Annotated in this window: 24 protein-coding genes and 1 pseudogene; all 25 read right to left on the reverse strand. The window is 60.7% G+C overall.

Annotation, left to right across the window (positions count from 1 at the left end; genetic code table 11):
* Nucleotides 1-3 precede the first annotated feature (3 nt).
* Complete coding sequence (locus tag HGEM_RS05140; protein WP_019128344.1) at nucleotides 4-957, reverse strand: DNA-processing protein DprA; 954 nt, start codon at nucleotides 955-957, stop codon at nucleotides 4-6.
* On the reverse strand, nucleotides 954-2,462 hold the full coding sequence (locus HGEM_RS05145) for a YifB family Mg chelatase-like AAA ATPase (protein ID WP_019128345.1): 1,509 nt from the start codon (nucleotides 2,460-2,462) through the stop codon (nucleotides 954-956). Before HGEM_RS05145 ends, HGEM_RS05140 begins: the two co-directional genes overlap by 4 nt.
* Nucleotides 2,459-2,914 (reverse strand): YraN family protein, encoded by a 456-nt coding sequence (locus HGEM_RS05150; RefSeq protein WP_019128346.1) that lies wholly within the window; start codon nucleotides 2,912-2,914, stop codon nucleotides 2,459-2,461. The genes HGEM_RS05145 and HGEM_RS05150 overlap by 4 nt, the downstream gene beginning before the upstream one ends.
* Nucleotides 2,915-3,079: 165 nt before the next feature.
* On the reverse strand, nucleotides 3,080-3,868 hold the full coding sequence (locus tag HGEM_RS05155) for a ribonuclease HII (protein ID WP_035100714.1): 789 nt from the start codon (nucleotides 3,866-3,868) through the stop codon (nucleotides 3,080-3,082).
* 171 nt (nucleotides 3,869-4,039) lie between these two features.
* Nucleotides 4,040-4,381, reverse strand: a complete 342-nt coding sequence (rplS, locus tag HGEM_RS05160; protein WP_019128348.1) for a 50S ribosomal protein L19 — start codon at nucleotides 4,379-4,381, stop codon at nucleotides 4,040-4,042.
* 137 nt (nucleotides 4,382-4,518) lie between these two features.
* Nucleotides 4,519-7,260 carry a pyruvate, phosphate dikinase gene (gene ppdK, locus HGEM_RS05165; RefSeq protein ID WP_019128349.1) on the reverse strand — a complete coding sequence of 914 codons (2,742 nt, stop codon included), beginning with the start codon at nucleotides 7,258-7,260 and terminating at the stop codon, nucleotides 4,519-4,521.
* A gap of 240 nt (nucleotides 7,261-7,500) precedes the next feature.
* A complete protein-coding gene (locus tag HGEM_RS05170; RefSeq protein WP_019128350.1) occupies nucleotides 7,501-8,334 on the reverse strand; it encodes a pyruvate, water dikinase regulatory protein in 834 nt (277 codons plus the stop codon).
* 110 nt (nucleotides 8,335-8,444) lie between these two features.
* Nucleotides 8,445-10,542: pseudogene (glyS, locus tag HGEM_RS05175) on the reverse strand (glycine--tRNA ligase subunit beta).
* A complete protein-coding gene (locus HGEM_RS05180; protein ID WP_019128351.1) occupies nucleotides 10,543-11,457 on the reverse strand; it encodes a glycine--tRNA ligase subunit alpha in 915 nt (304 codons plus the stop codon).
* A gap of 77 nt (nucleotides 11,458-11,534) precedes the next feature.
* A complete protein-coding gene (gene lepB, locus HGEM_RS05185) occupies nucleotides 11,535-12,095 on the reverse strand; it encodes a signal peptidase I (RefSeq protein WP_019128352.1) in 561 nt (186 codons plus the stop codon).
* Between the two features lie 10 nt (nucleotides 12,096-12,105).
* Nucleotides 12,106-12,870, reverse strand: coding sequence for a tRNA (guanosine(37)-N1)-methyltransferase TrmD (gene trmD / locus HGEM_RS05190; RefSeq protein ID WP_035101360.1), 765 nt, complete (start codon nucleotides 12,868-12,870; stop codon nucleotides 12,106-12,108).
* Complete coding sequence (locus HGEM_RS05195; RefSeq protein ID WP_081580813.1) at nucleotides 12,870-13,466, reverse strand: ribosome maturation factor RimM; 597 nt, start codon at nucleotides 13,464-13,466, stop codon at nucleotides 12,870-12,872. Before HGEM_RS05195 ends, trmD begins: the two co-directional genes overlap by 1 nt.
* Nucleotides 13,467-13,472: 6 nt before the next feature.
* Nucleotides 13,473-13,757 carry a KH domain-containing protein gene (locus tag HGEM_RS05200; RefSeq protein ID WP_019128355.1) on the reverse strand — a complete coding sequence of 95 codons (285 nt, stop codon included), beginning with the start codon at nucleotides 13,755-13,757 and terminating at the stop codon, nucleotides 13,473-13,475.
* A 5-nt stretch (nucleotides 13,758-13,762) separates the two neighbouring features.
* Nucleotides 13,763-14,101, reverse strand: a complete 339-nt coding sequence (gene rpsP / locus HGEM_RS05205) for a 30S ribosomal protein S16 (protein WP_019128356.1) — start codon at nucleotides 14,099-14,101, stop codon at nucleotides 13,763-13,765.
* Between the two features lie 179 nt (nucleotides 14,102-14,280).
* Nucleotides 14,281-15,573, reverse strand: coding sequence for a DNA polymerase IV (gene dinB, locus HGEM_RS05210; protein ID WP_035101362.1), 1,293 nt, complete (start codon nucleotides 15,571-15,573; stop codon nucleotides 14,281-14,283).
* A 33-nt stretch (nucleotides 15,574-15,606) separates the two neighbouring features.
* Nucleotides 15,607-16,023: a ribosome silencing factor gene (gene rsfS, locus HGEM_RS05215; protein ID WP_230197240.1), complete on the reverse strand. Its 417-nt coding sequence runs from the start codon at nucleotides 16,021-16,023 to the stop codon at nucleotides 15,607-15,609.
* A 132-nt stretch (nucleotides 16,024-16,155) separates the two neighbouring features.
* Nucleotides 16,156-16,785, reverse strand: coding sequence for a bis(5'-nucleosyl)-tetraphosphatase (symmetrical) YqeK (gene yqeK / locus HGEM_RS05220; RefSeq protein WP_019128359.1), 630 nt, complete (start codon nucleotides 16,783-16,785; stop codon nucleotides 16,156-16,158).
* Between the two features lie 2 nt (nucleotides 16,786-16,787).
* Nucleotides 16,788-17,468: a nicotinate-nucleotide adenylyltransferase gene (gene nadD, locus HGEM_RS05225; RefSeq protein ID WP_035101364.1), complete on the reverse strand. Its 681-nt coding sequence runs from the start codon at nucleotides 17,466-17,468 to the stop codon at nucleotides 16,788-16,790.
* 6 nt (nucleotides 17,469-17,474) lie between these two features.
* Nucleotides 17,475-18,875, reverse strand: coding sequence for a GTPase ObgE (gene obgE, locus HGEM_RS05230; RefSeq protein ID WP_019128361.1), 1,401 nt, complete (start codon nucleotides 18,873-18,875; stop codon nucleotides 17,475-17,477).
* 78 nt (nucleotides 18,876-18,953) lie between these two features.
* The gene (gene rpmA / locus HGEM_RS05235; protein WP_019128362.1) at nucleotides 18,954-19,211 is read right to left on the reverse strand and encodes a 50S ribosomal protein L27; all 258 of its coding nucleotides are present in this window, start codon (nucleotides 19,209-19,211) and stop codon (nucleotides 18,954-18,956) included.
* Between the two features lie 28 nt (nucleotides 19,212-19,239).
* Nucleotides 19,240-19,614 carry a 50S ribosomal protein L21 gene (gene rplU, locus HGEM_RS05240; protein WP_019128363.1) on the reverse strand — a complete coding sequence of 125 codons (375 nt, stop codon included), beginning with the start codon at nucleotides 19,612-19,614 and terminating at the stop codon, nucleotides 19,240-19,242.
* A 281-nt stretch (nucleotides 19,615-19,895) separates the two neighbouring features.
* Nucleotides 19,896-20,651, reverse strand: coding sequence for a TIGR03936 family radical SAM-associated protein (locus tag HGEM_RS05245; protein WP_019128364.1), 756 nt, complete (start codon nucleotides 20,649-20,651; stop codon nucleotides 19,896-19,898).
* Nucleotides 20,648-22,525: a TIGR03960 family B12-binding radical SAM protein gene (locus tag HGEM_RS05250; RefSeq protein ID WP_019128365.1), complete on the reverse strand. Its 1,878-nt coding sequence runs from the start codon at nucleotides 22,523-22,525 to the stop codon at nucleotides 20,648-20,650. The genes HGEM_RS05245 and HGEM_RS05250 overlap by 4 nt, the downstream gene beginning before the upstream one ends.
* Nucleotides 22,526-22,600: 75 nt before the next feature.
* Complete coding sequence (locus HGEM_RS05255; protein WP_035100717.1) at nucleotides 22,601-23,527, reverse strand: YcjF family protein; 927 nt, start codon at nucleotides 23,525-23,527, stop codon at nucleotides 22,601-22,603.
* Between the two features lie 27 nt (nucleotides 23,528-23,554).
* Nucleotides 23,555-24,766 (reverse strand): FtsW/RodA/SpoVE family cell cycle protein, encoded by a 1,212-nt coding sequence (locus HGEM_RS05260; protein WP_019128367.1) that lies wholly within the window; start codon nucleotides 24,764-24,766, stop codon nucleotides 23,555-23,557.
* Nucleotides 24,767-24,778: the final 12 nt, after the last annotated feature.

Below are 24,778 nucleotides of genomic sequence, written 5' to 3' on the forward strand. Positions count from 1 at the left end.
TCCTTATCGTTGGTTGCTTGACCCATCATTTTGACCGATTGCCGTCATTGCGTGAAGGACTTCCTTGGTGAGCGCATACCGTCCATCAATGAGCTGCTCAACGCGCCCCGATATCATGAGGTCGCTGAGGAATTCAAGGCACCCGCGTGCATCGAGCCCAGCAAGCCGCGCTATATCCTCTGAGCGCATCGGGCTTGCGGCCAAACCACGCAGGACGCGTTGTTCGCGCGGGTCGGCAGACTCCACTTCGCGGAGAGGCCCATGCGGATGCCGGAGCACACCGTAAATGCGTGACAGCGCGATTTCGAGCGACTCTTCATCGGTAATGCAGCACGCGCCGACGCCGATAAGATAATTCGCGCCGCGAGATTCGGGAGAGAAAACCGACCCGGGCGCAACAAGCACTTCCCTGCCAAGCTCCATAGCCGCCTCTGCGGTGCTGAAGGTACCGGAAGGCATGCCGGCCTCTCCAATGAACACCGCCTCCGAAAGCGCTGCGATAACACGATTCCGCTGCGGAAAGAGGAAGCGCTGAGGCTTCGTTCCCCAAGACGCAATCGAAACAACCGCGCCCCCGGCTTCTAAGGTTTTGTCGATAAGATCTCTGCTGGATGAGGGATAGATAACGTCAGCACCGCATCCCAGCACGACCACATGGACGCCCCCGCAAGCAAGCGCCTTCATACCCGCAGCCTGGTCGCACCCTATGGCGCCCCCGGATACAACCGTGATGCCGGCTTCCACCGCAAGCTCGGCGGCGAGCTCAGTGAGTGCGATGCCATATGGCGTCGGTCTCCTCGTACCGACGATTGCGATAGCTGGGCCCTGCAGGGCTTCAGGGTTTCCTAGCATATACAGTCGTTTTGGGGCGTTGGCTAGGTCGAGAACTCCAGGTGGATAGCCATCGGAACCACGCTCGATGGTCATGCGAGAAGCTTTCACGGTTGGCTCCATCATGCGTTCCTCCTCCCCTGAAACATAGATGCCTCGAGAACGTGAGGGCGCCGGACGCATGCCGATTCATCGATATCCGCGACCGTTCGAGCTATCCGGCAAAGGCGCTTGATACCGCGGCCAGTAAGCTTGTTGCATTGAGATAGCCCCACGAGCGCATCCTCTGCATCGCGATCCAGATGGAAGGCAGCAATGGCCTTATCGAGCGATGTTCGAGACGATGTGGAAGCAGGCTCGGTATCGTTTCTCCGTTCCAGCGCGAACGCCCTCCCGGTCGCGACCATGGCGGAAAGCCCCTCTGAATCCATACCCTCGGCGCCCTCGATGATGAGCGATGGATCGGGCCTGCAAACATCGAGCACGATGTCGATACGGTCGATAAGGGGTCCAGCGAGTTTAGATCGGTAGCGTTCGATGGCGGTGGCCGAGCACGTGCATGCCACTTCGCGATCGCCGAGGTAACCACAGGGGCATGGGTTGCTTGCCGCTATCAGTTGGAATCGGCTGGGAAAGATGTACATACCGTCGGCTCGAACGATGCGAACCACCCCTTCCTCGAGTGGCTGACGGAGCATCTGCAGAACGCCGGAAGGGAATTCCGCAAGCTCATCTAGAAAGAGGCATCCACCGTGTGCCAAGCTGATCTCGCCCGGGCGCACGGGTCGCCCTCCCCCAACGAGCCCGGCGGCAGATATGCTGTGATGCGGGCTGCGGAAAGGCCGGTCGCCTGCCAAAAGGCCTGAGATTTCCTCCCCTGCTACCGAGTGAATGCAGAGCGCCTCCTGTTGATCTGCCTGCGTGAGCTTTGGGAGAATCGTTGTCATGCGTCGTGCGAGCATGGTCTTTCCTGAGCCCGGAGCGCCGATCATGAGCAAGCCGAGGTCGCCTGCGGCGGCGATTGCAAGCCCCCTTTTCGCAACCTCTTGACCTACCACATCGGCATAGTCGAGCTTCGTTTCCAAAGGTGGCCGATCGGGTTCCAGGTCGCAGCGATGAATCGCGTCGCGAACGCCCATCCTAAGACGCGCGATGTTGTCGAGCTCAAACCGGGCCGCCTCAAAGAGCCCCTGATGGGGAGAGGACGGGCCTTCGATGAGCGTAAGGTGCGTGTCGCGAGCAAGCACCTGGTAGGCAATCTCACCCTTTACGGGGCATACCGAGCCATCAAGTGCGAGTTCCCCAACGAAGAGACAGCTGTCGAGGTCGTTTACGGGTATTTGGCCAGAGAGGGCAAGCACGGCGACCGCGATGGGGAGGTCGAGGCCCGTTCCAGACTTTCGCATGTCGCTCGGAGCGAGGTTGATCGTTATGCTCTTTTTCGGGACCTCGAATCCAACACTTCTCAACGCGCACCGCATACGGCTTCGCGCCTCGAGCACCGTTGAATCGGCCATGCCCACAATCGAAATGCTCGGGAGGCCGCCGCCCATGGAGACCTCGACGGTGACAGGCACCGCCTCGACACCTCGGATGCACGCCGCGTGCACCGCATACACCGGGGCACTCATCGGTCTGCTTCCCATGCGAACACATCGAAGTAATGTTCGATGATGGCTTCGGTCTCGGATGTCACCGATATGCTGATCACATCGAACCGCAAGGACAGAACGGGAAATCGATCCATGAGATAGCAAGACGCAATGCGTCGATACCTCTCTCGCTTCCTTCGATCCACGGCGGACTCAGGTTCCGCAGAGCAGAGTTCGTGCACGCGTCGTGTTTTAACCTCCACCAATACGATGACTTCTTCGTCGGGATCGTAGGCTATGAGGTCCGCTTCACCCTCAGGACACCGATACCCCTGTTCAAGAACCTCGTAACCGCGATGGTCAAGGTAGCTCGCGGCAATGAGCTCGCCCAGATTGCCAAGCTGTTTGGCAGTAAACTCGTCAACATGTTCACCTTCGGCCATGTCGGTAAGATCGTATGCCGAACGGAGGGTCCCCTCTTCTGCACCCATGGTTGCTCCTTCCCCTTGTGGTAGAAGCATCGTCTCCCATGGAACAGGTCAATAATTCTTTTGAAGCTGACATATCACGGAACAGAATCTGAACAGAATCTAAACAGGTGCCTCATCGATGCAGGATATGGGCAACGCGGCATGCGCAACCGTTTATAGCGCTGGCTAGAAGAGGCTCTCAGTTTCCAAAAAGTTCCCACAGAAGCTCACGCGATGCTCTTCGGTCAGGCCATGGGCCTTGATCGCGGCAATATGCTCAGGAGATGCATAGCCCTTCGACTCGGCGAGGTGATATTCGGGATACAGGGCATCGAGCTCGACCATATGCGCGTCGCGCGTCACCTTGGCAACAATCGAGGCGGCGGCGATGCAGGCAACGCGAGCATCGCCATGAACAATATCGCGTTCATGGTCTACCGCCCCCAGTGGGTTTCCATCCATCAGCACGCAGTCGGGCGTAAGCCCGGTATCGGCGACGGCGCCTGCAACGGCACGGCGCAGCGCCGACGCCATGCCGATGCGATCGATTTCAGCGGCCGGAATGTGGCAGAACCCTATAGCGACTGCAACCTGTGCTATCTCTTCTGCCAAACGCTCCCTACGCGCTGGGGTGAGCTTCTTCGAATCGTTGAGCCCCCAGATGCGCGGGCGCTCCGGCAAACAGACGGCGCAGACCGTAAGCGGACCTGCCACCGATCCACGCCCCACCTCGTCCACGCCAACGACGACGCCCGGGCCACCGAGCTCTGCCATCTCTGCATACATCGCGTCGACACGCTCGCGCTCGGCGCGCTCGCGATCCAAGCGCCGCTCCGCGCGAGCGAGCGCAGTCTGGACTTGCTTGCGCGGGTCGTCACGATACCGTTCAATCAGGGCGGGAAGCTCCTCAAGCGCTGCGCTTCCCAGCACTGCGGCGACCTCGGAGGCGGATCGCGAGCTCACTTGATTGGCCATCATTTACTCCCTTGGAACGACTGCGCGCCGCTGCTGGATACGTTGCGCCGTCTGACGGGCGAATTCGTGCGCTTATGGTTTTCGCTACGGCTCTCAGATGGGAAACACTGGTCGTAGACGAAAAGGGCCGCCTGCAATGAGACGGCCCTTGAGGTGCATCTGTGCTGAGAATTAGCGCTTCTCGGGAATGCGAGCAGCCTTGCCCACCTTGTCGCGCAGATAGTAAAGCTTGGCGCGACGCACGCGGCCGTGACGGACGACCTCGAGCTTGGCGATCTTGGGGCTGTGAAGCGGGAAGGTGCGCTCGACGCCCACGCCGAAGGAGATCTTGCGGACGGTGAAGGTCTCACGGGAGGAGCCACCGCTCATGCGGATAACGTCACCCTGGAAGACCTGGACGCGCTCACGGTCGCCTTCCTTGATGCGATAGTGAACCTTGACGTTGTCGCCGACGCGGACCTGCGGGATGTCCTCGCGGATCTGCTGGCGCTCGATTGCGCGGATGTAGTCCATTTCAATTCCTTACTCTTCTAGAGGTGCCGCACGCGTACGCCGGCACGTAGGTTGGCAAACGGGCTTAATTATACGCAATGTGCAGCAGGTCGCAAGCCCCTTTTTTCCTTCAAGAAACGTCTACGCACCCCTTTCGCCTACCGGCTCACAAGCTTCGCATGGGCGGCGGCAAGCCGTGCGATCGGAACACGGTAGGGCGAGCAGCTCACGTAGTCAACGCCTGCGATATTGAAGAGCTGCGAAATCGATGCAGGGTCGCCTCCATGTTCGCCACAGACACCGAATGTCATGCCAGGGTGCGCTGAGCGCGCTTTCGAAACCGCCATGCGCACGAACTCGAGAACGGCGCTATCGATGGTTTCAAACGGATTAGCGGCCAGAAGCTTTTGATGGAGGTATGTGGGGATGAATTTCGCTTCCGCGTCGTCACGCGAGAATCCGAACGTCGTCTGCGTGAGGTCGTTCGTGCCGAAGCAGAAGAAGTCGGCATGCGGTGCAATCTCATCGGCGGTAAGGCATGCGCGCGGGAGCTCAAGCATGGTTCCGATGGGTATGTCCAGCGAAACGCCAAACGCAGACTCCACTTCATGGATGACGCGTTCGGCAATCGACCGCATCTGGATGTGTTCGGACGCAATCGATACGAGCGGAACCATGATCTCGGGGCGTGGGCTGAGCCCCTCGTCGCGCATGAGCGTCGCCGCGGCGGTCGCGATGGCGCGGACCTGCATGAGCGGTAGGTCGGGGAACGCGAAGGACAGGCGTACGCCTCGCAGTCCCAGCATCGGGTTGGATTCCGCCATGGCATCGATTCGGCGGAGCCGCGCTCGAAGCAAGCTGAGCTCGTCTTGCGGGGCACCTTCCGCTTCGCGGCGCGCGAGAGCTACGGCAAGCTCTCGAGGATCGTCCAGGAACTCGTGAAGCGGCGGGTCGATGAGGCGCACCACGACGTCGCGTCTATCCATGGTGCGGAACATCTCGACAAAGTCGCTCGTTTGCACCCGAAGCAGCTCTTCCAAGGCCCTGCTCCGCTCTTGCGCCTCCTCGCTCAGGATATACGTTTGGATGATGTTCTTACGCTCACCGAGGAACATATGCTCCGTGCGGCAAAGACCGATAGCCTCAGCCCCGAAGTCAAGCGCGAGGGCGGCGTCATCCGGATTATCCGCGTTGACCCGTACGTGGTACGGATGCGAGCCACCCTCTTGCAAGCGAATCTCGTCAGCCCATCCGAGGACCGTCTCCAGGTCGCCGGTCAGCTCTGCGCGCGTAAGAGGCATGGCGCCGAGAACCACGATCCCATCGCCACCGTCTATGGAGATGAGGTCTCCCTCGTGCAGCACCACGTCCGAGCCGTCGATGCGGACCTCCTTGGCCTTGGCATCGATATGGAAGGCCTCGACGCCGCAGACGCAGGGCGTGCCCATGCCGCGCGCGATCACGGCGGCGTGGCTCGTTTTACCGCCATGGCTGGTCAGGATGCCCTCAGCGGCAACCATACCCTTGAGGTCATCCGGATTCGTTTCCCAGCGCACGAGAATGACCGGATGGCCCTCGTTCGAACGCTTGACGGCGTCATCGGAGCTGAACACGATCTCGCCCACCGCAGCGCCAGGGCTCGCGTTCAATCCGCGCGCCAGCACCTCAAACGATGCCGTGGTATCGAGCTGCGGATGGAGGAGCTGATCGAGCTGGCTGGGGTCGATGCGCTTTACTGCCGTTTCGCGGTCGATGAGGCCCTCTTCAACCATCTCGATAGCGATGCGGAGCGCCGCTCGGGCGGTGCGCTTGCCAGAGCGGGTCTGCAGCATCCAGAGTTTGCCTTGCTCAATGGTGAACTCAATGTCGCACATGTCATGGTAGTGGTTCTCTAGGATCACAAAGATGCGCTCCAGATCCTCGGCCGCCTGCGCGAGCGCTGGATACGTTGCCATATCTTGGATGGGCTCGGTGTTGCGAATGCCTGCGACGACGTCCTCGCCCTGCGCGTTCACGAGGAAGTCGCCATAGCGCTCGCGCTCGCCTGTTGCGGGGTTGCGCGTGAAGGCGACGCCCGTAGCCGAGCTCTCGCCCTTGTTGCCGTAGGCCATGGCCTGTACGTTCACGGCCGTGCCAAGGCTATCGGAGATGCCATGCTGCTTACGATAGATCGAGGCGCGCTCGTTCATCCAGCTTCCGAAGACCGCCTCGATGGCAAGCTTGAGCTGAACCTTCGGATCTTGTGGGAAGACGACGCGGCCCTCTTGCACGAGTTCAGGATGAGCCTTGGGGTCAACGTGCGAGTAAAAGATCTGCTTGAACTCCTCGACGAGCTCATGGAGCGTAGATGCGCTCAGCTCCGAATCGGTGCGGACTCCCGCCATGAGGCGCTTTTCGGTCAGCGCGTTCTCGAACAGATCCGCGTCGATTCCCATCACCACGTTTGAGAACATCTGGATGAAGCGTCGGTAGGAATCCCAGACGAAGTGCTCGTCGGCCGTCTGTGTAATGAGACCCTGTGCCGATGCGTCGGTAAGGCCAAGGTTGAGCACCGTGTCCATCATGCCCGGCATGGAAAATGGCGCACCTGAGCGTACGGAAACTAACAGTGGATCGGTTGGATCTCCCAAGCGCTTTCCCATGCGAGCTTCAAGGTCCTGCACCGCATCAGCGATCTCGTCCAGGGCGCCTTCGGGCCACGTGTCGCCGGCACTGGTGTAGTCCGTGCAGGTCTGGCACGTGATGGTAAATCCCCCCGGCACAGGCAGACCGATCCGGCACATCTCAGCAAGGTTCGCGCCCTTGCCTCCGAGCACGTAGTTCATGCTCGAACGGCCCTCCGTCACGTCGTTTCCGGCGGCATCTGCGCCAAACCGGTAGACGCGCTTCACATCGTTCACGATGCTCCCCCTTTCGGCAGCGCATGGCTGCGTATCGTGGTACGACTGAGCACATACGGCTCAGGCTTAGTATCGGATGCGCAGACCGGGGAGCTGTGCAGACCGCGCGGACTCCGGTAGTCGGCCGCGATTATGCGGTAAGTGGTCGCTTAAGTGGATATGGTATGAAGATACCAGTTAATGTCATCCCAGCTTATGAAGGGTATATGAAGCGATGATTGAAGGCGTGTTTCATACGGCTTATGCATTTCTTGACAAAAGTATGCGATTAAGTCGCTCGATAATCTCGGTTGCCGACTCCTCGATCGCCTTGCCATCTGTATGGACTACAAAGCATCCGAGGCGCTTCATGAGGGTGCGAGCATATGCGAATTCCAACTCGATAGCATCGGGATCTGCATAGGAGCCGGCGGCCGATTGCGCCTGCGCGTTGCCAAGGCGCTGGGCCCGGATGGGGGCTATGGCTTCCACCGTCGTTACGAGTCCGAAGATACGAGCGGGATCGACCTCAAACAGTGCCTGCGGGGGCTCCATCTGGGGTGCAAGCGGGATATTCGCCACGCGATATCCCTGTAGCGCCAGGTACATAGAAAGCGGCGTCTTAGACGTTCGCGACACACCGATGAGCACGATGTCTGCGGTGGAGAGGTCGTCCGCTCCCCTACCGTCGTCATGCTCGACGGCGTATTCCATGCAGGCGATGCGTTTGAAGTAGTGCTCATCGGTACGATGGATGATACCGGGAATGCCTTTGGGCGCAAGCCCGGTGAGGGCTGCGATGGTGCCGATGGCTGGGCCGAGAAGGTCGACCGCGGCAATTCCTTGTTCGACAAGCAGGCCCGCAACCTCACTGCGAAGCTCGTCTTGGACAATGGTATGGAATGCGGCGATCTTCTTGGCTGCACCCGCCGAGGATTCCAAATAGCGTTTCACCTGCCGCGCATCTTGAACGCGAGACAATCGTTCGATAGCCACGGCGCCTTCATCAAACTGACCTGCCGCCGCGAGCGCCACCGAAGCAGCGGTCTCGCCCAAAGCGTCGGATATCACAAGTACCGTCGCGAGCTTATCCATGGTGCCCCTGTCTCCGAATGAAGCTATGCGTGATTGGCCGAAGATGATAAAGCGCCCCACGGTGCAACGACACAGCGGGGCGCAGGGTTCGATGATGAACGGGACGCTAGCTATTTCTTCTTCGCAAGCTCGCCGATGTTGGCTACGTCGGCGAAGACGGCGGCGAAGCGGTTGAGCAGGCGCAGACGGTTCTGGCGCAGCGCCTCGTCCTCGTCCATGACGAGCACCTCATCGAAGAAGCGGTCGATGGGCTCGCGAAGCGATGCGAGCGCGCCGATCACCGCGGTAAAGTCTCCAGCGGCAAGCGCATCGGAAACCCGCTGCTGGGCCTGGTCGGTCGAGGTAAGCAAGTTCGCTTCTGCCTCACCCAGAAGCGCGGAGTCAACCTCGACACCAAGCGATGCGTCGGCAAGGTGGCTCGCACGAGCGTAGGCGGTTGCCAGGTTCTCGAAGGTCGCGGCATCATTGGCTCGAGCGTCCTCGAGCGCATGAGCGAGTGCAAGGTAGCTCGCCGGGACGCGCACGGAGCCAGCGGAAACGGCAGCAACGACGTCCGCGGAGACAGCCTCGTCGCGCGTCATCTGCTCCATGCGGCCCTTGATGAAGGCGCAGACGGCAGCCTGCACCTCAGTGGCATCGAACTGGATGCCCTGGGTGGCGTAGGAGGCAAGCGCATGCGCGACGAGTTCCTCGTAGCCGCATCCCAGACGGCTGCGCAGGATGTTGAGCAGGCCGATAGCGGAGCGGCGAAGCGCGAAGGGGTCCTTGGAACCGGTCGGGGGGCTCACCGATCGCGAACATGCCTGCGATGGTATCAAGCTTGTCGGACACGGCAACGATGCATCCGGCAATGCCCTCAGGAAGCTCATCGCCGGAGAAGCGAGGGCGGTAGTGGTCGCGAATCGCAGCGGCGACGGCGTCGGTCTCGCCAGCGGCCTGTGCATAGTAACCGCCCATGACGCCCTGCTGGCTCGTGAACTCGACCACGGCGCTGGAGACGAGGTCCGCCTTGCAGAGGTGCGCGGCACGAACCGCGTCGGCGGTCACCACGGCGTCACAGCCGGCGGCGCGGGCAACTTCGCCGGCAAGGGCCTCGATGCGCTCGCTCTTCTGCAGCACGGTGCCGAGCTTCTCCTGGAAAATGACGCTCGCCAGGCGCTCACGGAACTCCTCGAGCGAGACCTTGAGATCCTCGTCGTAGAAGAACTTCGCATCGTACAGGCGGGCGCGGACCACGCGCTCGTTGCCATCGATGATGGTGTCGGCGCACTCGGGACGACCGTTAGCCACGACCACGAACTCGCGGGTCAGCTGGCCTTCGGCGTCGTAGATGGGGAAATAACGCTGGTTGGAGAGCATGGACTCGCAAATGATCTCGTGCGGGACCTGCAGGAACTCTTCGTCGAAAGTTCCCACGACCACCGTCGGCCACTCGCAGAGGTTCACGACCTCGTCGAGCACCTTCTTGGGCGTGTCCACATGGGCCCCGCCGCGCTCGGCCTCGACCTGAGCGATGCCGGCAGCGATGACCTCGCGGCGGCGCTCCTCAGAAAGAACGCCGGCGGCCTCAAGTACCTTCTCGTAGACGGCGGGCTCTGCTACCTCATGCTCACCCGGCCCGAGCACGCGATGGCCGCGCGTGGTGTTTCCGCTCGTTACATCGGCATAGCGAACGGGAATGATCTCGGTGCCCAGCAGTGCGCAGATCCAACGGATGGGGCGCACGAAGGTCTCGTGCGTCGAGCCCCAGCGCTGGCTTCGGTAGTTGGGCCACTCAAGCCCAGCGATAATCCGCTCGCACAGGGCGGAAAGCAACGGCATCGCGGGAGCGGAAGGAATGTTGCGCTCGGCGAACACATAGGTGCGGCCATCGGTATCCTCGCGCTGCACAAGCTCAGCGGCGGTCATGCCGCACTTGCGGGCGAAGCCCTCGGCAGCCTTGGTGGGATTGCCGTCGGCATCGAAGGCGATGTTGGCCGCAGGGCCGCGCTTGACCTCGTGCACTTCATCCGTCGCCGTGGCAACAGCGTCAACCAGCACGGCCAGGCGTCGCGGCGAAGACACGACGCGCACAGGGCCATGGGCCAGGCCGGCCTCGTTGAGGCCGCGCTCCATGAGCGGGCTAAGCTGCTTCACAGCGTTCATGAGCGGCGCGGACGGCATCTCCTCGGTGCCGATCTCGAATAGCAGGTCCTTGGTCTCGGCCATTTATGCCACCTCCCCTTCCCGGGCGTCGTCGTTTGCATCTGCACCAGCGACCTCGGCAAGGTAGGCCTCGCAGCAGGCCTTGGCCACGGTGCGCACGCGCAGGATGTAGTTCGCGCGCTCCACAGCGGAAAGCGCGCCACGCGCGTCAAGGATGTTGAAGGCGTGGCTGCACTTCATAACGCAGTCGTACGCCGGCAGCGGCAGCTTGGCATCCAGGCAGGAATGGCACTCGCGCTCGTAGTCGTCGAACTTCTGGCGCATCATGGGCACGTCGGCGACCTCGAAGTTGTACGCGCTGAACTCGCGCTCGTTCTCCAAGAAGACCTCGCCGTAGGTCATGGGCGTGCCATCGGGCAGGTAGCTCCACACCAAGTCATAGACGGAGTTCACGCCTTGCACGTACATGGCCAGGCGCTCAAGGCCATAGGTAATCTCGACGGGAACGGGGTCGACCTCGATGCCGCCCACCTGCTGGAAGTAGGTGAACTGCGTGACCTCCATGCCGTTCAGCCAGACCTCCCAGCCAAGGCCCCAGGCACCAAGCGTGGGGCTCTCCCAGTCGTCCTCGACGAAGCGAACATCGTGCTCAGCCGGATCGATGCCGATTGCTTTGAGCGAGTCGAGATAGAGCTCCTGACTGTTCACCGGCGAGGGTTTGATGAGAACCTGGAACTGGTAGTAGTGCTGCATGCGGTTAGGGTTCTCGCCGTAGCGACCGTCGGCGGGACGGCGGCAGGGCTGCGCGTAGCAGGTGCGCCAAGGCTTAGGACCCAAGCTGCGCAGGGTCGTCGCAGTATGGAATGTACCGGCACCCACCTCGGAGTCGTACGGCTGCATGATGACGCATCCCTGCTCGCCCCAATAGCGCTGGAGCGAAAGGATGATGTCTTGGAAGGTACGAACGCTCGTGTCCATGCCTTGCCTACCCTTCTGGTTTCTGATGAATAGAAAGCTAAGATCGCGTTGAAGAAAGGTGCTGCGCCGGAGCTGGCTTACACCCCGCCCAACCGGTCAAAAGGCCAGTACCGGAAGAACACCACGGCAATGAGGTCGTCTTCGGGAACCGCGCCGAAATAACGTGAATCGGCAGAGTTCTCGCGGTTATCGCCCATAACCCACACGCAACCCTCTGGCACCGTATAGGGGAACCCAACTGAGACCCCTTCCGCCTGCGCCGCAAGCGGATAGCTGTCGCCTTGCGCATAGGCCTCAGAAAGCGGTTCGCCGTCTACGTACACCACGCCGCCCTGAAGGTCGACGGTCTGGCCCGCGGTCGCGATGACGCGCTTCACAAGGATATCGTGGTCCGAGCCGCCGTCGGGGTTACGGAAGACGACGATGTCGCCTTGATTCACTCCCATCCCAAGGTTGATGGTGACCTTTTGAGCCAGCACCTGGTCGCCCACCTCAATCGTGGGCTCCATCGAACCCGTGGGGACTCGGTAGGGTTCCACGACGAACCACCGGATGAAGATGAAGAACACGAAGACGAGCGCGAAGATGACGACCCACTCGAGGAGGCTCCTCACAAATGAATGCTGCTGCGGTACCACGGTTGCACTCCTAAGCGTTCTGTTGACTGAGCCCATGATAGCGCGCGATGAGCTGCTCTGCGAGGGCGCGCTCTGAGTCCGTGAGGCGTGCGGAAGAAATCAGGTCTGGACGCCAGCGGCAGGTGCGATCGATTGCGCTCTCGCGACGCCAGGCAACGACCCTGGCATGGTCTCCAGAAAGGAGAACATCCGGAACGGCGGCCCCCTCGAATTCGGCGGGGCGCGTGTACTGGGCGTATTCCAGCAGGCCACCAGAATCGCCTGTGGCAAACGATTCATCCACGCTGCTCATCGCGTCGCCGAGCGCACCGGGCAATAAGCGCACCACGGCATCGGTTACCACCATAGCGGCAAGCTCCCCACCGGTAAGAACGTAGTCCCCGATTGAGATCCGCTCATCGGCAAGGTCGTAGGCGCGCTCGTCGATGCCCTCATAGCGACCGCACACAAACAGCAAGCGCTCTTGCATTGCAAGCCGCTCAGCTGCAGCTTGGGTAAAGGGCGCACCGCACGGTGTGAAGAACACGACGTGCGGACGCGGGCCCGAGCTTGCAATGGAACGGACCGCCTCATAGATGGGAGGAGCCTTCATAAGCATGCCCTGACCGCCGCCATAAGGCTCGTCATCGACTGTACGATGCCGGTCGTGGGTCCAGTCCCTCAGATCATAGGCTCTGAAATCGAAGATGCCCGCCTGCCGGGCGCGTCCAAGGATGGATGTCGACATAACGGGCTCGAACATCTCGGGAAAGACGGAAAGCGTCTCGATGAGCATCATGCTTGGTCCACTTCCCCCGTTCGGTCGTTTCCTTGGCGCGCCTTCGAAACGGCACGTTCGCCCATGACCTGCTGAATCTTGTTAGAGTCGATCAGGCCATCCATGATATGGGTGCTGAGTGGTCCCGTAGGCGGAATCTCGTCCATCGCTTCTTCGATGATGGGAACGAGCACCTCGCCAAAGGGGCCTTCGATCTCGAGCACATCGTTGGCCGGAGTCTCAATAACGCCGGTAATGCAGCCGAGTTCACCAAATCGGGCATCGACGACGTAGCGCCCGACAAGATCTTCCCATGCAGCCTCGAAACCATCGAGGACGACATCTTCAGCGTGCGCGAGCACATAGCAGCCCTTGATGGACTCTGCTCCATCGATGCCCTCGATACCACTGAAAGCAACGAGCCAATCCTGGCCGGTATCCGTAACCGAACGCACGGTGCAGAAGCGATCGCGCTCGAGTGCCGGTGGCGTGAGCGCAACCTCCATCCCGGGCTCCAGAACAAAGGGAAGGCCACGTACCGCACGTACGATGACCTCCCCGCGTTTCCCATGCGGACGAACCACACGGGCTATGTTGCGATAGGCGCTCGACACGATGACCTAACCCAAGACCTCGACCTCGACGGATGTGCCAAGACGAGCTGCAAGTGCACGCGCAAGCGTGCGAATCGCCTTGATGGTGCGGCCATGGCGGCCGATGACCTTGGCGACATCGGGCTCGGAAACCGTGATCTCGATGACCGAGGCGTTATCGCCATCGATAACCTCGAGGCTCACAGCATCAGCATCATCAACGATGCTGAGCACGAGGTACTCGACGAGATCGGCGATGCGATCGGAGAGCTCGGCCTCGGTTGCGGCAGCCACCGCCTGCTCCTCGGCCACGATGCCTACTCCTCGGTGGCAGCCTCAGCCTCGGCAGCTTTCGCGGCCTCGGCCTCCTTGGCAAGCTGCTTCTTGGACTTCTTGGCCACGGTCTCGGTCTTCGGACCCTCCTCGGCAGCCTTCATGAGCGCTGCGACGGCATCGGTGAGCTGGGCGCCCTTGCTCTGCCAGTCGTTGATCTTCTCGATATCAAGGCTGATCGTCTTGGGAGAGGTCAGCGGATTGTAGCGGCCCACCTCCTCGATGAAGCGGCCATCACGCGGGGAACGGGAATCGGCCACGACGACGCGATAGTACGGACGCTTCTTAGAGCCGTGACGAGCAAGGCGAATCTTGACTGCCAATGAAAACTCCTCCAACCATGCAGCCAAAAAGGCTGCGACTACAGACAAACAGGTTGTAATAATACGCCAACGGAGCGGGCAGGTGAAGTGCGAGCAGGCAACTTCTTCGGTATTTCCGCAGGCTCCTCCATATCTTACGCATGAAATCAAAGAATGCAAGCCCGTGCGGTATTGCGATCCTATGCGTCACTCGGTTTATTTTGGTTGAGGAACTTGTCGGGCCTCACTAGGTCGTCGCCGAAGCGCGCCGCTCGGCCGAAATTCACCGCGCCGCTGCCAAAGCGCTCGCGCACCTTGTCGACGGCAACCGAAAGCTCTCGCTTGCTGCTCGCTACGGCTCCACGCTCGTCGACCTCGCAGAACAAATCCGTCTGAACGTCGCCATCGCACCTGAAATCGCTCATGCCGATACCGAGCAACCTAATATGCGTTCCTTCCGTCCAGATCTCGTCCATAAGCGAGCGCGCGACGGAGACGAAGATGTTCTCGTCGTCGGTGGCATGCGGCAGACGACGCTGGATCGTGCGGCCACTGCCGTAGGAATACTTGACCTTCACTGTAACCGTTCGACCCGCCAGCCCGCGCCTGCGCAACCGGCGCCCGACCGATTCGCCGAGCAGGGCAAGGGCCGCATCGATATCATCGCGTTCGGTAAGATCCTGGGCAAAGGTGCGCTCGTTGCTTACGGACTTCGTCTCTTCAGGAGCATCGATGGGGGCAACGCTGCTCATCTCGAGACCCGCGGCGCGATCATGCATAAGCTGTGCGTTCGAGCCGAACACCGTGACGAGGCGCGCCACGGGGGCGGCAGCGAGCTGGCCCAAGGTGTAGATGCCCATCCTCTTGAGCGATGCCTCCGCCGATGTACCGATGCCGCTCATGGCGCGCACCGGCAACGGCTCTAGGAAGTTTTCCTCGGTGCCGGGCGGAACAATCGTGAGCCCGTGCGGTTTATCGCGATCGCTCGCGATTTTAGCGACCGTCTTACTGGTTCCCAGGCCAATGGAGCACGTGATGCCGAGCTCGCTCACGCGGCGCGATATGCGGCTCGCAATCTCGATAGGGTTCTCGCGCGAGAAGCGGCCCGGCGTGATGTCGAAGAACGCCTCATCGATAGACACTTGATCGACGAAGGGCGTTTCATCGGCCAAGATCTCCATGACTTTTGCGCTCATCTCGCGGTAGCGATCGAAATGTCCGCTCGTCCAAATGGCATGGGGGCACAAGCGCTTAGCCTGGGCGGAAGGCATGGCCGAGTGGACACCGTAGGGTCGCGCTTCGTATGATGCGGTGGAAACGACGCCGCGCCCCTCGGGGGATCCTCCTACGATAACGGGCTTACCGCGCCATTCAGGGTGATCGAGCTGCTCCACGCTCGCAAAGAAGGCATCGAGGTCCATAAGCCCGATGGCTGGACCTCGCCAATTACCGAAGAGCTCGAAGATGTCTTCCACCGCGCACCGCTCCCCCATGATCACGGGCACACATGGGTGCCCAAAGCGCTCTTAGACCAAGTCGAGCGAAAGCTGCGGAGCATCTCCCCAGAGCTTCTCGAGCCGATAGTACTCGCGCGCCTCAGGAGTAAACACATGCACGACTACCGAGCCGTAGTCCATGAGAATCCACGTCCGCTGATCGCGGCCCTCGATGGAGAACGGATGCTCTCCGCATGCCTTGGCCACCTGCTCCTCGATTTCATCGACGATCGTATCGACCTGGCGGTTGTTGAATCCGGTCGCAATCATGAAGAAGTCACATACATCGGAAAGCTCGGTGAGGTCGAGCACGACGACGTCCTCAGCCTTCTTATCGAATGCAGCCTGCGCAGCGGCGCGAGCGACCTCTTCGGCGGCAACACCCGAAGAAGAAAGCGAGGCCGCAGAGCGGTCAACCGAGGCTACGGAGTCATCGCGATCGGGCATGGCGTCAGAGCGGTCGATGGGCTCGATGAGGGCATCGGTGGCGTCGGTTGCGTTTTCCTGGTTCATAGCGTCCTTTCGTTCTGGTCAATCATGTCATAGTGGTCAAAATGGGACAGTCCCGTTTTGACTCACCTATTTTGACAGTACGTAGTGGTTGTAGATGTCGAGGGCCGTAGGATAGAGATATCTCCCAGATTGAATCACATAGACGAGACCTTGGGAGAAGCACGCGAAAAAGAGCTCGGACAGCGATGAGACCCCCACCATCGACCTGAGCTCGTCTGCGTAGCTACCATGGCGGCCGGGCTCGATGGCATCGGCCACGAAGACCACCATATCAAGCGGTGTCATGTCGCACGCCCCCACCGTGTGCCGATCGATGGCCTGAAAGACGCCCTCCGGAAGCTCCGGAAAGAGCTCGGGCAGCTCGTGCGCGGCAACAGGACCATGTAGGAGCGGAGCCGCAAGCTCGGGAGAACCTGCAACATCCACGCCGTAGCGAATGGCGCGTGCAACCACCTCATCGCTAGAAAGCACCTTATCCCAGTCGTGAAGCAGGCCGGCCGCAACCGCTTCGAAGCGATTGACACCATAGCATCGGGCGAGCCTATCGGCCGTGCGTGCAACACCGAGCGAGTGCGCATGGCGCTTGCGCGCCTCCTTCATGCGCACATCAAGCAGTCCTTCAATGCGTTCAAGCTCGAGCAGCTCATTTTCGGCAAACCCCAAGGTAGAGGAAACTGATCCCTGTTCGCGGGACATGGTCACGCATCCTTTCGGCGGCTATCGCTCTTGCGGTAGAGATGGTTCTTGCGAATATACCCAATCACCGATTCCGAAGTGAGGTATCGAGCGCTCTTCCCGAGCGCCACGCGCTGTCGGATATTCGTCGAGCTGATCGCAAGGGCGGGAATCTCGATGTAGCGAACATCGAACGGAAACCCTGAGGCCTCGATGCGCTCACGCGCTTGGGTGATATCGTATCCAGGCCTGGTGGCTGCGATAAGGGTCGCAAGCTCGGCGATTTGCCCCGCATCACGCCATGAGACGATATCGAGAATCGCGTCAGCGCCGGTGATGAAGTAGAGATGGACGTTGCTCGGATATTGCTCGCGCAGATAGGTGAGCGTATCGACGGTATAGGTCACGCCTTCGCGATCGATCTCGAGCCTGCTCGTGTAGAAGGCTTCGTTCGCAGCTGTCGCGAGCACCGTCATCGCATACCGGTCCTCGGGACTCGAAACCTCCTGATCGAGCTTGAAAGCCGGCGAGCCTGCGGGCATGAAGAGCACGAGGTCGAGACCGAGCGCCTCGCGAGCTTGCTCGGCGGTGACCAAGTGCCCGTAATGGATGGGGTCGAACGTTCCGCCCATGATGCCTAGCCGGTACGTTCGATTCGGATCGCTCCCGATCTCGGGAAGCGCAAGCTTCTTTCGCCCATCCATGAGCATCTAGCCCTTCTCGTCGACCGCGGCCCCCAGGGCCTCGTCCTCCTCAACAAGGATAGCATCCCCGTCATCTTCTTCAGGGAACTCTTCGGCCCCCTCGAAGCTGAAAGCTCGTCCTACGATGCGGACCTCATCGCCAGCGCGACAGCCCGCGGCCTCGAGGGCGTCATCCACACCCATGCGCGAGAACCGACGCTGCAGGTAAATGATGGCTTCTTCGTTTTCCCAGTCGGTCTGCACCACCAAGCGCTCAACCTGGGTGCCCGTGACGCGAAATGCGCCCGGCTCCTCTTGGAACACCTGGAACCGCTTCTCGCGCTCACGGCGACGACGCTCCCAGCGCTCATCGTAGACGACGGGATCTTCCGTGCTCGACAGCTCGGAGCGAAGCCGTGCCACGAGCTCGCCAACAGAGAGCATGAGCGTGTTCATGCCGGCACCGGTGACGGCAGAAACCGCAAAGAACATATGGCCATCGGCAAGAGCTGCCTGCTTGAGCTCGGCCACGCGGTCGGTCATGCCGGAAACATCGCATTTGTTCGCCACGACGACCTGAGGCCGCTCGGAAAGCTCGACTGCATAGCGGCGAAGCTCCTCGTTGATAACGCGGTAATCCTCTACGGGGTCACGTCCTTCGAAGCCGCCGGTGATATCTACGACGTGCATGATGAGCGCGGTGCGTTCAATGTGGCGGAGGAACTGGTGGCCCAGCCCCTTACCCTCGCTCGCGCCCTCGATAAGGCCGGGAACATCGGCAACGACATAGGAATACTCACCTGCGCGCACGACACCGAGGTTGGGAACGATCGTGGTAAAGGGGTAGTCGGCGATTTTGGGCCGCGCGGCACTCATATGCGCGATAAGCGAGCTCTTCCCCACCGATGGCAGGCCAACGAGCGCGGCATCGGCCATGAGCTTCATCTCGAGCTCGATCCAATGCTCCTGCGCCGGCTCACCAAGCTGGGCGAAAGCAGGCGCGCGGCGGACCGAGGTGACGAAATGCGTGTTTCCAAGACCGCCGGCACCGCCCGGGGCAACAATCACGCGCTCACCGTCATGGGTAAGGTCGGCGATCTCGAAAACAGGCTCCTGCGTATCGGGATCGAGCTCGCGCACGACGGTGCCCACGGGCACGCGCAGGACGAGATCCTCCCCCGCCTTACCGTCTTTGCGAGCGCCCTTGCCGTGAGTGCCACGCTCCGCACGAAAATGGTGCTTGTAGCGATAGTCGATGAGCGAAGAGAGCTGGGCGTCGGCCTGAATGATGACGTCACCGCCACGGCCTCCGTCGCCGCCGTCTGGCCCGCCCTTGGGCACATGGGCCTCGCGTCTGAACGACATGCAGCCGGCGCCGCCGTCGCCGCCTTTGACGTTGATGCGACTTATATCGGTAAACTGGGGCATCGTGCCTCGCTTTCAAAAAACGGGAGACCCCTGGTTATCCAGTGGGCCTCCCGAATATGCATGCGTATGAAGGGGCTGTTACGCAGTGGCAGCCGGATGAACGCTCACGCGATGCTTCACACCGCGCTTGTACTCAACGGTACCGTCAACGAGCGCGAAGAGGGTATCGTCCTTGCCGCGGCCCACATTCTCACCGGGGTGGATGTGCGTGCCACGCTGACGGACGAGAATCGTGCCCGCAGTGACGGTCTGGCCACCGAAGCGCTTGCAGCCAAGACGCTGACCGCGGGAATCGCGGCCATTACGGGAGGAACCGAGTCCTTTTTTGTGTGCCATGTCCTACCTACTCTCTCGAAGCCGCGAGCTACTCGGCGGCGGGAGCCTCGGCCGCAGCCTCGGCATCCTTGGTGGTCTTACGGGCAGCGCGCGAGGTAGCCTGGACCTTGGTGATCTTGACCTTGGTGAGCTGCTGGCGATGGCCCTTGAGACGATGATAGCGCTTGCGCTTCTTGAACTTGAAGACAAGCTGCTTCTCGCCCTTGAACTGATCGACGATCTCGGCCGTGACCTTGGCCTTGGCAAGCTTAGCGGGATCGGTGACGATCTTCTTGCCGTCGTTCAGGAAGAGGACGGGGAGCTCGACCTTGGAGCCGACCTCGGCGTCAATCTTCTCGACGGTGATGACATCGTCCTGAGCGACCTTGTACTGCTTGCCGCCTGTTGAAACGATTGCGTACATCTTTAGCCCTTCATGCATCTGGTAGTGCAACGGTCGAACATAATAGCAGCTGCGTATTCGTGCGTCAACGGATATTCGCAGAGTCTCCGCAACTCAAGGTGGCCGCTTTTACATATGGTCCGCAGCATCAAACAGTCCTCGCCCTGTAGGCAAAGCCTACAGGGCTGCGAAACTCGCTGCGGACCATAGGTAAAAGCGACCAAAACAGGACTCCGCCAACGGCAAACAGCAAGTTCGGCTTCACGACTATCTCAAACTCATCAAGAAGCGGAAAGGCGTGCTCAGCGCACGTAAAGCGGGTCGAGGTGGGTGCCCTCGCTGGAAAGCGCGTATTGGGCGGTACGGGTCACCTCATAGCGAGGGATCTGGGTAAGGTGCTGAATGCCCGTGGAGTGAATGGGCGCGTCCGGTGTTCCGTCGAGGTAGTTGTTGAGCGCTCCAACGAGTACTTCGGGACGGAGTGCCCCATCGTTATCCATGCGGGTATCGAGCGTGAGCAGGAAATGGCCCTCCCCCGCCTGCGCCAGCGCATAGCCCGCAAGGGTTCGCGTGAGGTCCAGGCTCTTCTCCTTCTTGCCGCGCAGATACGCTATGGTGCCCTGGACTCGGATGGCTTCCAATGCCTCATGCACCATGCTCTCGGTAGCCGATGCGTCACCAGTCCACAGGTTGACTGCATACTCAGCGCAGGTGATGAAGGCCGTCAAGGCGGCAGCGCGCACGTCAACGTACCCCACCTTGACAGGAGCAAGGTCAACGGGAGACGCAGCCTTAAGACGCTCGAAAGCTTCGCTCGGGGGAACGAGCTCGGTTAGGAACACGTCGTACCATTCGCAATTCGAGGCAGTCCCCACCGGCAACGCCGAGGAGAAACCAGCCCGCATATGGGGTGAAAAGCCCTGGGTGACGGCATAGGGAAGCTGAGCGCGCCTGATGATGCGCTCAATGGTATGGAGCACCTCGAGATGTCCGAGGTAGCGAAGGCGCCCCTGCTTGACATAGCGAACCCGCAGGCGAAAGAGGGTCTGCTCGCTCACGAACGATCACCTACCAAAACGTTACTCACTCCGAGCGTGGGGCAGATGCCGCACCCGGTGCAGGATGAGCGCGTGCAATCCGCCGTCGTGATGCCAGCGAGGGCACGGCGCCACTCACGCTCCAAAAAGCCGCGCGACTCGCCAGGACTCACATGCTCCCACGGAAGCCGAGCGTCGAGCTCAAACGAATTCCGTGCGACCGCGCGCAAGTCGACGCCTGCATCGTGCGCCGCCTCGAGCCAACGGTCAAGCGAGAACTGCTCCGTCCACGCATCGAAGCGCGCCCCACGCTTCCACGCGCCCATGATAACGGGAAGCATGTCCCGTCCGCCTCTCGAGAGAGCAGCTTCGATGAGCGAGGTGGCCGCATCATGGTAATGGACGCGAATCGCCCGGTCGTGGACGCTGTCGAGCAGGAGCTTCTGGCGCCTACGGACCTCGTCGTCATCGAGCTGGCCGCACCATTGGAACGGTGTGTGCGCTTTGGGGATGAAGACCGAAACTGAGATGGAAACCGAAAGCCCGCCGCGCTGGCCTTTGGGAACGACTTCACGGCCGATCTGGAGCACACGCTCAGCAAGCTCACCGATGGCGATGATATCTTCATCGCGCTCGCCGGGGAGCCCCATCATGAAGTAAAGCTTACAGCGACGCCATCCAGCTTCGAAGGCGGCACGCGTAGCGCGCTCCAAGTCTTCCTCGGTAACGTTCTTGTTGATGATGTCGCGCATGCGCTGGCTGCCGGCCTCGGGAGCAAAGGTAAGCCCACCCTTCTTCTCGCCCGCGACTTGAAGGGCCATGTCAACGCCAAAGGAATCCAGCCTCTGCGAAGGAATGGAGACCGAAATCCCCGTGTCTTGCAGGTTGCGATTCAAGCGCTCGAGAATCTGCGAACAGCAGGAATGGTCGGTAGTCGAAAGCGAGGTGAGCGAGACCTCATCGTAACCGGTCTCCTTAAGACCCCGCGAAACAGCGGCAACGATTTGATCGGGCGTGCGCTCTCGAACGGGGCGGTAGGTGATTCCCGCCTGGCAGAAGCGGCACCCGCGCGCGCACCCGCGCAATACCTCGATTGAGAGGCGGTCATGCACAAGCTCCGTATAGGGCACAACGGATTGGCTCACCGGATCGGTTGCCCCGAAATCGGCAACGACGCGCTTGTACACAACGTCGGGCACATGCTCTCCCTCACGAGGAACGGTATAGCCATGCACTGTGCAAGCTCCCTCGTGAGACACCTCGTAAAGCGAGGGCACGTAGGTCCCCGGCACGCAAGCAAGGGCGCGCAGCATCTCCGTACGCGAGGCACCCGCATCACGGAGGCGGCGGTGCTCGCGGCAGAGCTCAACGATATGCTCCTCACCCTCGCCGATGAGGATGCAGTCGAAGATCTCGGCAATCGGTTCAGGGTTATAGACGGAGGGTCCTCCGGCAATGACAAGCGGGTCGTCTTCTCCGCGCTCACGGGCAAGAAGCGGGATGCCGGCCAAATCGAGCGCCTCGAGATAGTTGGTTGCGGCCATCTCGTGCGGGACATGAAGCCCCACCACGTCGAAGGACGCTACCGGCGCCGCGCCCTCTAGGGAAAGCAACGGAACCCCTGCGGCGCGCATCTCATCTGCCATGTCGATCCAGGGAACGTACGAACGCTCGCATGAAATACCATCTTCGCGGTTGAGCGCAGCGTACAGGATGGCAATTCCCTGATTAGGAAGACCGACCTCGTAGACATCCGGATAGATCAGGCACGCGCGGTAATCGGCTTCCTTCGAGGACCGGGTGCCCCATTCGTGGTCGATATAGCGGCTCGGTTTCTCAACGCGAGCAAGCAAAGGTTGAAGCTGATCGAAGCAATCGCGATAAGCGGTGCGCACGGCACTCCTCTCATACCGATTAATAGAGGCGTGGACCACACAAGGCCACGGATGAAGGAAGACTGGAGGCAAAGGTTAGCGAGCGCTGCGGTTATCCGCCGCCTCCTGCACTCCCGCGGGGCCTGCGGAACCCGATGCCGTCACGTTGCGGGCGAACGAGACCACACGAGATACGCGGGCGTTCACGGGGGCGTAGTCGATCCCGCGTTCATACGCGCTTGCGAGTGCCCGCCCCATGGCATAGGTTCCTCCAGCAGCCACAAGCGCCTTGACGACGAAGGAAAGCCTGGGGGTAAGGCGGCAAAGGCCCTTAGCAGCCAAGCGAAGCAGAAGGCCTGAGCCCACAACAGCGGCGACCTCGTAACCGCGTTCAGGCTCAAGCTTATAGCCAAAAATAGCCGAAAGCTTGAGCACCATGCCGACCTCAGCGATCGTCATCACCGGAAAATCCGCACCCGGAATGAAGAAGAGCGCGCCGGTAGCCATGTTCGTGAGCGCGCAGGAGGTGATGATGCGGTTCGCAGCAGCGATGCGCATGAACGGGAAATTAGCTGCAAAGGCGACGTCCTTCTCGGTGCGGTCCAAGATCCAACGAGCAAGCGTCTCCAGCAGGTAGCTCTCATCAGTTGCCGCGATAAGTCCGAGCATGGGGGTATCGGCGGTAATGAACGGCACCTCGATGCTCGATTCGGCAACCACGGCGACCGGGGCACCTGCCACGAGCATCTCCTGCACAGCGGGCTGAAGACGCTCGGACCCGCACGAAAGCACAAGTACGACGTCGGTGTCGGCGCGAACCTCGATCGGCGCCTCACCCAAGCGCTCCACGCGTACGAGAGCAGACGTCGTCTGCGGAACGAGCGCGTCGCGCACCGTCTCGATGACGAACGGCGATGCGGAGCTGTCAACATAGACCGCCACGCGCACCGGCGTATCGGAATCCTTCTTTGCCGATGCACCCAGCTTAAGCGCCTGGGCAAGCGCATCGATCGGTAGCCTCATCGCACGTTCCATACCTTCCCAAACCGCTTATCGGGCGCCCCTGCGACGCCAAATCGATTGGATGATGCCGATAATCAAGCACTGGACAATCATAGACGAAGATCCGAAGCTGATGAATGGCAGCGGAATACCCGTGATGGGCATAAGCCCGATGCACATACCGATGTTCTCAAAAATCTGGAACAGCCACATGCCAACGAACCCAACGCACACGAGGCGATAGAAGAGCGATTCGCATTTGATGGCGATGCGAATGGTTGAGAACATGAGCAGAGCGAAGAGAGCGAGGAGCACGAAGGCGCCGGCAAAACCGAACGTCTCACAGAGCAGGGCGAACACGAAGTCAGTATGCGCCTCGGGCAGGAAGCCCGAGGTGGATTGCGTCGCATTGCCTATCCCTTTGCCGAAAAACCCGCCTGAGCCTACGGCGATGAGGGACTGCTGCAGGTTGTACCCCGCGCCGGAGGTATCGGCCTCGGGATCGAGGAACACGAGCAAGCGGTTCATCTGGTAGTTCTTGATAAATGAGCGGCTATCCCCCAGAACGCCGTCGATGATGGAATCGGTCGCGAGCATGAGCGAGACGAGACCGATGATGAGCGCGAGGGTCATAAGAACCCATTCCTTGCGCGCTCCGCTCATCATGATCACGATGGCGCCCGAAACGAACACGACGAGGCCGCTTCCCAGGTCGCCCTGAATGATGACGCATGCGAAGGGTATCGCGAGCATGCCGCACAGCTTGACGTAATCCCGCAGCGTGTCGATCTTGCCATGGTACTGCGCCCCAAGGGCCGACATGAAAAAGATCGTCACGACTTTCACGAGCTCGACGGGCTGGAAGGTGAGGTTGATTAACGGGATGCGTATCCAACCCGTCATGCCCATGGCGCTGTACTGAAGGCCCGGTACGTTGGGCAGGAACACCAAGACGATATTGATGACCAAAAGCACGGTCGAGAGGTTTTGAAGATTGGAGAAGTCGACGAAACGCCAGGTGAGAAACGCGAGAACAACGCCGATGCCGATGCCGAGCAGGTGGCGCGAAAAAGATGCGTCCGCAATCGAGAGCGAGGCCGTCCAGATGACGACGGTGCCAAAGAGCAGAAGGCCGACCCACGCGATGAGGACACCAAGATGGACCTGGGAGCGGAAGGAGCTCCTTGCCGAGCTCAACGTCTTGTTCACGCGCGACAGGCTGTCTTTGCCGCGAGGTGCTGCATGAAATCCAGCAGGCATGGTTCCTCCTTC

Source organism: Enorma massiliensis phI (assembly GCF_000311845.1).
Classification (GTDB): Bacteria; Actinomycetota; Coriobacteriia; order Coriobacteriales; family Coriobacteriaceae; genus Enorma; species Enorma massiliensis.